Raw genomic sequence first — 7,570 nt, forward strand, 5'->3', positions numbered from 1 at the left:
TGAAGTGCATAAACTGGCCGTTTGGCGCAAGCGCGGTGAATTGCGGCTTTGGTCCGCGACCTGTAAATTGCGGTCCAATATTCTGCTGCGCCATGAACGAATGACAACTATTCCTGCCGCCGCGCAGCGTCGAAGACCGAGCAACTGCGGCGATTTTCATGCTGCGAGCGCGCGCAGCGAAAAAACTGAATGCACAAATTGGGCTCCGAGTCCGCATTCGCCGCGTGCGGCCCCAATGTCTGTTATGCCGGCGGACCCTATCCATCAATATGAACTGGCGGCTACCTGAGAAGCCTATTTGCTGTTGCCACTTCCGATCCGCTTCAAACCGTCGAAATCGATTTCCTGCTTCTGTTCCTCAGTCAGATCCGGCCGGATTTCCGATACCGGCTGGGGGCCGCAGACGTCCCACATTACCGCGTGGGCACCTGTACTCCAGCGATACACCCAACCAACAACTCTGCGCCCGTCGGTCCCGATCAGATTGGCGATCGCGACGCCTTCACCTTTATCATTGTCCACTGTTTACTGACTTCCTGCACTCTAGCGCTGCAATCGCGGCATCGTGTTCTCAGGCCCCGCCTGCACAGCATGACGCAATTGGTGGATGTTGACTCAATACTTTTACTTGAGGGAGATCACTTCACATGGGGACGTCCAATGCGGAGCATCCAAAAATTTCTTTGCTTTCAAATCTTGTGGTCGGGCTCCGTGGCGGCTTCGACAATCGACAATATCTCGAAAGGGTCAAACCCAACGGCGCGGGACAATGCGATGAGCTCGACGACGTCGATCCGGCGCTCTCCGCTTTCGACACGGGCCACGAATGACTGGTGATGCCTGAGTTTGACCGCCAATTCTTTCTGGCTGAGTCCTGCCTTATTCCGGGCGTCGACCAACGCCTGGCACAGAGCCTCCTGACCTTTGCTTCTGATTGTTTTCGCCACGCGTCACATACCTTTTGTGACGTCGCTAGCGGATGAAATCTGTTATCTAAAAAGTAGATATTTGAGGGTGTTATCGGCGTCTGGTTTCCGTCGGGTGCTAGGCTGATGCACACCCAATCGCCCATCAATCCCCCAGCAGCTCCAGAAACCGACCGTAGTCCTGGCTGACTTCGCGGGCTTCCTCAAAAGTCCGCGCACGCTCCTGCTCGAGGCAGCGGAAGTAGTCCTGAATGCCCGAGATGTAGGCCTCAAAGTCCCGCCAGATGATATCGGCATAATCCCGGGCTGCTTGCGAATCGCTTGGCACGAAGGGTCGGACCGGGGCGAGACAGGATTCTGCGAGGCTTGCAGCCGGAACGAGCATCAGCAAGTCCACAGCCTGCATCGTCACCCATCGGCTCAACCGCAGGTTTCTGAAACCCCTATTTTCCTTGATAGACGCCAATGGCCGTGCCTAGAGTTTGAGTAACCGAGATACAGTCGTATCTGCCGCATTATATCTAGCGGTTAATAATATACTATCGTAACTCTGGGCTTCAAGTGGGAATGCCCGGACGTTGCGCATTTGAAGAAAGCGTGAGCCGGGCCATGAACTGGGACATCGAAGCACCAAATGTGGTTACGGAAGCACGTTTCCGCGAACTCGTGGAAAGTGGCTACAGCGCTGAAATCCTGTGCCAGGAGTCGGCACACAAGAAGGGACCCAGCTATTACGGGGTCTGGATCATGCGCGTCGTCTCAGACGAGGGCGTGGAAAAGCTGCTGGTCACTGCCCGCACCCGGACGACCTATAACGACATCAAGATCCGCGAATTCAAAACCATCACCGGTGTGGTCTCCTTCCTCATCGGGATCGGTTTCTCCCATGCCGATGTCCCGCTCGAAGAAGGCCAGCGGACAACACACAAGCTGGCTGCAAACGACAAGGGCGGCAGCAAGTAGCTTTCTCTTTTTCTGGTATCTCGCGGATCCCGCTACAGCCCAGATGGTTTTGGTCATGGAGAGCGATGGCTCTCTGACCCCGTCCCGCTCCCAGGACAGCTTTGCCCGCAATTACAATGACGGCATCGGCCAGGGTTCCGCTGCTAATGAGCTGGCGATCCTCCGTGAGATTGACCTTGGGCCAGACGAGATCCAGGTTGCCGCAATTGCGCGGCCCGTTCCTCTGCCCCGCGCCGAAGTTCTTACTGCCATCGAGGTCACCGCCCTTCGTTATGCCGGGCATCCTGCGCTGCGCCGCGCAGACCTTTCAGTCCGAGACTGGCTGACCCTCTACCGCGCCAATATCGAGGTGGAGAGCGCCTACCGGCAGAATGCGGTCTCGAACGCAGGCGCCATCGGCCTTGGTCAATTGATGCCAGCGACCGCGCGCGACCTCGGTATCGATCCGCGTGATCCGCTGCAGAACCTCGACGGCTCCGCCCGCTACCTCGCGATGATGCTGGAGACGTTCGGCGATCCGCGACTGGCGCTCGCAGCTTACAACGCCGGGCCCGACGCTGTGCGCCAGTATGGCGGCATTCCCCCTACAGAGAAACCCAGAACCACGTGGCCCGTGTCATGGCCGTCGTGGCCCGATTGGAAGGAACAAATTCATGAAGCACATATCCAACCTTTTTATTGCCTCGCTCGCGCTCTTCCTGCTCATTGCCGAGCCGGCCCTCGCCCAGAGCATTGATCTCTCCCCGATCCAGAGCCTGTTGCAGGGCATCGTCGATGCGCTGACCGGCCCGCTTGGTGTCGTCATCGCGACGCTGGCCGTGCTCGGTGTTTTCTTGAGTTGGTTCTTCAACATCATCGATCTGCGCCAGGCCCTCTGGGTGCTTGTCGGCATTGCCGGTGTTGCCGCTGCTCCCACCATCGTTGCCGCGGTTTTCGCCGGTGGCTGAGCGCTCGCCACTTTTCCTCGGCCTCGTGCGCCCGCCGAAGCTACTGGGCCTGCCCATCATGTATGCGATGGTCTGGCTCTTTGGCTCGGTGCTGCTCTTCGTCTGGGTCCAGCACATCGCCGTGCTGGGCGTGGCCGCCCTGCTCTATCCCGTACTGTGGAAGGCCGCAGATTGGGACCCGCGCTTCATCGACGTGATGATGACGGCGCTGCAGGAGACGCCGCCCACGCGCAACCGCTCCATCCACGGCGGGGACAGCTATGCGCCCTAGCAATGCCTTGGATGAAGCAATTGATCTCCGCACGATGACGCCGAACTGGTATGCGCGCGAAACCCGCCTGGCGCATATGCTGCCTTACGTCAGCCTGGTCGATGACCGCACCGTGCGAACCCGGGTTAACGAGCTTTTTCAGTGCATCCGGCTCGACGGGGTCAACAGCTACACGACGGATGACGCCTATCTCGACAAGGTGACAGCACTCTTCGCCAGGATCATCACGCAGCTGGGGCCGGAGTTCAGTTACTACGTACACAAGGTCTCAAAGGCGATCACACCGGACCTCGAACCGGTGCGCGAGGACAGTTTTGCAGGAGTCGTTGACCAGCTCTGGCGCACAAAACTCGAAACCAGTGGCCTGCGCGACAAAACCTTGACGCTTACGGTCATTCACCGCCCGCCTCCCAAAAGTGTCCTGCCTTTCCTGAACCGCAGCGCGCCAGACCGGCTGAAGGAAGTAACCGACAAGCGCCTACGTCGCCTGGGCGAGGCCGTGAGTGTGTTCGTGTCAGGCTTGAGCGAACTGAACCCACGGGTGCTCACGGCCAAAAGCGGCGAGTTGATCGGCTTTCTGGGCGCGCTGAACACTGGCCAGGAACTGCCGCTCTATCCGGCGAACACCTATGGCTTTCTGTCTTTCAACGTCGCCAATACCCGGGTGACGTTCCAAGGCGATCACTTCGAGCTTACCGAAGGTGTCGTGGGCCACCGCTACGGCAAAAGCTTCACCATCGGGGAATACTCCGAGGCCACCTCCTGCACCATGTTCGACATGCTGAACCTGCCGGTCGACATGATCGTCACGCATTCCTTCACGCCGATCAATTCGAACCTCATGGCGGGTCGGATCAAGCGGCAAAAGCGTCAGATGCAAGCCAGCCAGGATGCGGCCCTGTCGCTGATGGAAGCCCTCGACATCGCCGCCGATGATCTCGAGGCCAAGCGCCAAAGCTTCGGTGAGCATCATATGGTCGTGACGATCTTCTGTGATACGCTGGACGAGTTGCAGACGCTCAGCGCCGAGATCGTCAACGCCGCCGCCGCCGAAGGCGTGAAGATGATCGGTGAGCGGGTCGCGGCCAAGGCACATTACTTGAGCCAGCATCCCGGCAACCAGCCCAAGCGCGTGCGTGCCAGCGCCGTCACCAATCGCAACTTCTCGGATTTCGCGGCCTTCCACCGGACGCAGCTCGGCAAACCCGCAGCACTTACCCCTTGGGGCCGGGTCATCACCTATCTGCCTACGCCGGAGCAGAGCGCCTACCGGTTTTCCTATCACGAGCAGGGATCGCCCGACAAAGAACCGACCAGCGGCCATACCCTGATCATGGGGCGGCCCGGGTCGGGCAAATCGGTGCTTTCGGCCTTTCTGATGACCCAGGCCCGTCGCGCAGGGGCGCGGATCTTCGTCTTCGATTACCGTCTTGGCATGGAGATGGCGGTCCGCGCGGGTGGCGGGCGCTACGCGTCCCTGAACGCCGGCCAGCCCACGGGTCTCAATCCGCTCTGGACCGAGACCGATGCGCGGGGCACCGCCTGGCTCTCGGATTGGCTCGCCACACTGCTCTACCGCGCCGACAAGCCCCTGACCCCGGCACAAACCAACCGGATTCAGGAAGTTGTGCGCCAGAACGCGCAGGCCTCCAATCCGGCCCTGCGGAACTGGCGGGATTTCGCATCGCTTTTTGTGTCCACCGATGATGGCGGCGATCTGCACCAGCGCCTGCTCGAATGGACCGAAGACGGCCGCTATGGCTGGATCTTCGGACAGAGCCTTGAGGACACCTTCTCGCTCAAAGGCGATGTGGTGGGCTTCGATTTGACCGGTATTCTCGACAGCGAGGCCGACAAGGAGCGGATGGCGGTCCTCTCCTATCTTTTCCGCCGGGTCGAACGCGAGATCGAGGATCGCCGCCCCACCATCATCGTGATCGACGAGGCCTGGAAGGCCCTCGATAATGCGTATTTCGCCGAGCGGCTGTCGAACTGGCTGGTGACCGCGCGCAAGCAGAACACGGTTGCCGTGATGATGACGCAATACGCAAGCCAGCTAGAGCGCACCCGGACCGGCAAGACCATCGTCGAAGCCGTTCCGACGCAGATCCTGCTGCCCAATATCCGCGCGCAGCCTGCGGACTACGCCATGCTGAACCTCACGGAGAAGGAACTCGACGTCCTTCTCAACACCGGCAGCAATAGTCGCTTAGCGCTGATCCGCGACGATCAGGGCTCGATCGTCGTCGATGCCGATCTGAGCGCGCTTGGACCCAATCTCACCATCCTTGGCGGCATGGAAAAGGGCGAAGCGCTTGTCGGCGCCGATTACCGCGACCGCCCAGATTTTTGGAGACTTTCATGATCCGTATTCTGTTGTTTCTCGCCGCGCTCGGCGCGCTGGCCTCCTGCACGCAGTACCGGGAGCCGCAGGCGAACTGCTTCACATTCCTTGCGTCGACGGCACCCGTCGCGCCTGATTGCCACTTCACGCCCCTTGGCACCCCGGAGGGCGACATTGAAGTCTAGCCTGCCTCATATCCTGGCGTTTTGCCTGCTGCCCGGTCTCGGCATCGCCCAAGGCGTGCCGACCAATGACAGTGGGCTGACCGCGCGTGATATCGTCGAGACCGGCGATCGCGACGCAGACTTGGCTGTTCAGGCCGACAAGCTCGCAGTGCGCGAACTCATCGCGGAGATCGAGCGCGAACAGCTGGAAACCCTCCGACGCATCCTCGATGCCCAGACCAGCTTCGGCGGTCAGGGATTGCCGGCTATGGTCTCGGGGCTGGAAAGCGGCAGCGGCGATCCGGCCCGGTCAGTCGAGGCGGTCTATGGCAATGCCGCCATCGACCCCAATCCCGGCGGTGCGCAGATGTTCGGCGACGCCGCCGAGAACATCGAGCAGCTCATCATCCGCGTTGCCCAGGAAACCAGCGGCTTTGCGGGAATTGGCCGCGCAGGGCTCTCACCCGTCCAGTGGCGCGCGTTGCTGCAAGCGCTGATCTGGCAGGAAAGCCGTTTCACCATTGGGGCACGGTCTCCCGTCGGCGCCTATGGTCTCACCCAGATCATGCCTGGGACGGCCAGCGATCTGGGCATCAACCCGGAATATTATGACAGCCCCTACCTGCAGGTGCATGGCGGGGCGCGCTATCTCGCGACCCAGCTCAACACATTCGATGGCAACATCATCAACGCCCTCGCGGCCTATAACGCCGGACCTGGCCGGGTTTTCGAATATGGCGGCGTGCCACCCTTCCGCGAGACCCAGCACTACGTGTCGGTCATCCGTGAACGCTACAATCTCTATCTAAGCCGTATCGGCGGGATCGATGCGCTTGGCACGATCGATCCGGCGCTTCTTGCCAATGCCAACCTCTCGCTCACGGGTCATGGGGCGGCCTTTTATGGCAGCAACTCACCAGCCGCGATCCGCCAAGCCGCCCTGCGCATTTCCGACATCGTCGAACGGATTTCCGAGACTGAAGACGTGCAGGAAAGCATCGCACTCAACACCTATGCCCGCGCCGAACTCGTGCGCCTCGTCGCTGCACGCATTCGGCTTCAGGCGGCACGCACCCGCGTCCTTTCTGCCGAGGAACTGGCCCAGGCCAGCGCCCGCATGGCCGAAGGCGCGTTCATGGATTTTACGATCAGGGAGATTGAATGATGCGACATCTGCTCTTGAGGACAGCTTTGGCCACGACACTTGGCGTTGGCTTGCAGTTCAGCGCCCTACCCCCTGCCGCAGCACAAGGTGTACCGGTCGTCGACACCCAGAACATCGCGCAAAACATCCAGCAGCTGCGGCAGATGATCGAAGACGAGATCCTGCAAAACGAGCAGCTGACGCAGCTCCGCGAACAGCTTGCCACACTCACGGATCAACTCGCGGAGCTGCACAGAACCTATGAAGCGCTCACCCGACTTGCCGAGCTTCCCGAAATCATCCGGACGGAAATGGAAGACGAGTTGAACGGTCTGCTCGACCAGGAGTTCGGGGACATCCTCGCCACGATTGAGGCGATCAAGACTGGGGATTTCTCGGGCCTGTCTGGTTCTGGCGCAGGCGAGATCGAAACCCAGATGGACCGGGTGCTGGCCGACCTCGGTTTTGACGAGGACACCCTCTCGGAAATGGCCACGAGCGGCAATCCCGGGGCCAACCGCGTGGCGACGCAGGCCACCACCGGTGCCCTTGTCTCGGCGGCGGCCCAGAACAGCTATGAGGATGCCGGCCAATCGCTCGAGCGGGTAGACCGCCTTGTCGGGCTCATCGACGACATGGACGAACTCAAGGAAAGCATCGATCTCAACACGCGCGTGACCGCGGAGCTCGCCATTGCGCTGGTCGCCATGTGGCAGCTCGAAGCGGTGCAGACCGTGGGCGACGGCACCGGCGGCGTGATCGATGCCGCCACCATCGCCGAAGAGCAGCGCTTCATGGATTTCACCTTGCC

General features: G+C 60.6%; 11 protein-coding genes and 1 pseudogene. 9 read left to right on the forward strand and 3 right to left on the reverse strand.

Going from position 1 to position 7,570, the window contains the following annotated elements; genetic code table 11:
* On the forward strand, positions 1 to 289 hold a 289-nt coding region (locus VWZ81_RS19475; protein ID WP_416543562.1), incomplete at its 5' end, for a hypothetical protein.
* A 5-nt stretch (positions 290 to 294) separates the two neighbouring features.
* Here the strand turns inward: VWZ81_RS19475 and VWZ81_RS19480 are convergent.
* The 3 genes from VWZ81_RS19480 to VWZ81_RS19490 all read right to left on the reverse strand — a co-directional run bounded on the left by VWZ81_RS19480 (position 295) and on the right by VWZ81_RS19490 (position 1,332).
* Entirely contained in the window at positions 295 to 522 is a 228-nt protein-coding gene (locus VWZ81_RS19480; RefSeq protein ID WP_416543564.1) for a hypothetical protein, read from the reverse strand.
* Between the two features lie 167 nt (positions 523 to 689).
* Entirely contained in the window at positions 690 to 947 is a 258-nt protein-coding gene (locus VWZ81_RS19485; protein ID WP_416543566.1) for a helix-turn-helix domain-containing protein, read from the reverse strand.
* 124 nt (positions 948 to 1,071) lie between these two features.
* Positions 1,072 to 1,332, reverse strand: coding sequence for a hypothetical protein (locus VWZ81_RS19490; protein WP_416543568.1), 261 nt, complete (start codon positions 1,330 to 1,332; stop codon positions 1,072 to 1,074).
* 203 nt (positions 1,333 to 1,535) lie between these two features.
* Between VWZ81_RS19490 and VWZ81_RS19495 the strand changes: the two genes are divergently transcribed.
* The 8 genes and pseudogenes from VWZ81_RS19495 to VWZ81_RS19530 form a co-directional block, all read left to right on the forward strand.
* Positions 1,536 to 1,889, forward strand: coding sequence for a hypothetical protein (locus tag VWZ81_RS19495; RefSeq protein ID WP_416543570.1), 354 nt, complete (start codon positions 1,536 to 1,538; stop codon positions 1,887 to 1,889).
* Positions 1,890 to 1,932: 43 nt separating this feature from the next.
* Positions 1,933 to 2,546: pseudogene (locus tag VWZ81_RS19500) on the forward strand (lytic transglycosylase domain-containing protein).
* Complete coding sequence (locus VWZ81_RS19505; protein WP_416543571.1) at positions 2,543 to 2,836, forward strand: TrbC/VirB2 family protein; 294 nt, start codon at positions 2,543 to 2,545, stop codon at positions 2,834 to 2,836. Before VWZ81_RS19500 ends, VWZ81_RS19505 begins: the two are co-directional and overlap by 4 nt.
* Complete coding sequence (locus tag VWZ81_RS19510) at positions 2,829 to 3,107, forward strand: type IV secretion system protein VirB3 (RefSeq protein WP_008327373.1); 279 nt, start codon at positions 2,829 to 2,831, stop codon at positions 3,105 to 3,107. The genes VWZ81_RS19505 and VWZ81_RS19510 overlap by 8 nt, the downstream gene beginning before the upstream one ends.
* The gene (locus VWZ81_RS19515; protein ID WP_416543574.1) at positions 3,097 to 5,472 is read left to right on the forward strand and encodes a type IV secretion system protein B4; all 2,376 of its coding nucleotides are present in this window, start codon (positions 3,097 to 3,099) and stop codon (positions 5,470 to 5,472) included. The genes VWZ81_RS19510 and VWZ81_RS19515 overlap by 11 nt, the downstream gene beginning before the upstream one ends.
* On the forward strand, positions 5,469 to 5,636 hold the full coding sequence (locus tag VWZ81_RS19520) for a hypothetical protein (protein WP_416543576.1): 168 nt from the start codon (positions 5,469 to 5,471) through the stop codon (positions 5,634 to 5,636). Before VWZ81_RS19515 ends, VWZ81_RS19520 begins: the two co-directional genes overlap by 4 nt.
* A complete protein-coding gene (locus tag VWZ81_RS19525) occupies positions 5,626 to 6,780 on the forward strand; it encodes a lytic transglycosylase domain-containing protein (protein WP_416543578.1) in 1,155 nt (384 codons plus the stop codon). Before VWZ81_RS19520 ends, VWZ81_RS19525 begins: the two co-directional genes overlap by 11 nt.
* Positions 6,780 to 7,570, forward strand: a 791-nt coding sequence (locus VWZ81_RS19530; RefSeq protein WP_416543580.1) for a type IV secretion system protein, incomplete at its 3' end; no start/stop codon positions are given. The genes VWZ81_RS19525 and VWZ81_RS19530, both read left to right, overlap by 1 nt.

The sequence above is a fragment of the Phaeobacter sp. JH20_34 genome (assembly GCF_048056095.1).
Taxonomy (GTDB): Bacteria; Pseudomonadota; Alphaproteobacteria; order Rhodobacterales; family Rhodobacteraceae; genus Phaeobacter; species Phaeobacter bryozoorum.

Bases quoted from the DNA above. Each gene is read 5' to 3' on its own strand.
- VWZ81_RS19515 (WP_416543574.1), top strand. From the start codon at position 3,097: ATGCGCCCTAGCAATGCCTTGGATGAAGCAATTGATCTCCGCACGATG.
- VWZ81_RS19490 (WP_416543568.1), bottom strand. From the start codon at position 1,332: ATGCAGGCTGTGGACTTGCTGATGCTCGTTCCGGCTGCAAGCCTCGCA.
- VWZ81_RS19495 (WP_416543570.1), top strand. From the start codon at position 1,536: ATGAACTGGGACATCGAAGCACCAAATGTGGTTACGGAAGCACGTTTC.
- VWZ81_RS19505 (WP_416543571.1), top strand. From the start codon at position 2,543: ATGAAGCACATATCCAACCTTTTTATTGCCTCGCTCGCGCTCTTCCTG.
- VWZ81_RS19520 (WP_416543576.1), top strand. From the start codon at position 5,469: ATGATCCGTATTCTGTTGTTTCTCGCCGCGCTCGGCGCGCTGGCCTCC.